General features: G+C 48.1%; 1 protein-coding gene. It reads right to left on the bottom strand.

The window, feature by feature from the left end; translation table 11 throughout:
• A partial coding sequence (locus ACTHSL_RS14125) for an RNA polymerase sigma factor (protein WP_440381753.1) occupies window positions 1-201 on the bottom strand: 201 nt, incomplete at its 3' end.
• Window positions 202-241 lie beyond the last annotated feature (40 nt).

Genomic DNA, 241 nt, shown 5'->3' on the forward strand with positions numbered 1-241 from the left:
GTGTAGCCAAGTGGATAGCTTGGACTCACCACGAAAGGTCTTGATGTTTCTCCACACTTTGATGAAGGTGTTTTGGAGGACGTCATCTGCATCTTCATGACGAAGTACGATGCGTCTGATGACTGCATAGAGCTGTCTGGAGTATCGATTGACGAGGGTCTCAAAAGCAGCTTCGAACTGATCCGAGGAGTGCAGGAGCACCAAGAGGTCTTCGTCAGATATTTTATTGGGTATGGTGGAG

The organism is Neisseria sp. P0008.S010, assembly GCF_051962715.1.
In the GTDB taxonomy this organism is placed as follows: Bacteria; Pseudomonadota; Gammaproteobacteria; order Burkholderiales; family Neisseriaceae; genus Neisseria; species Neisseria elongata.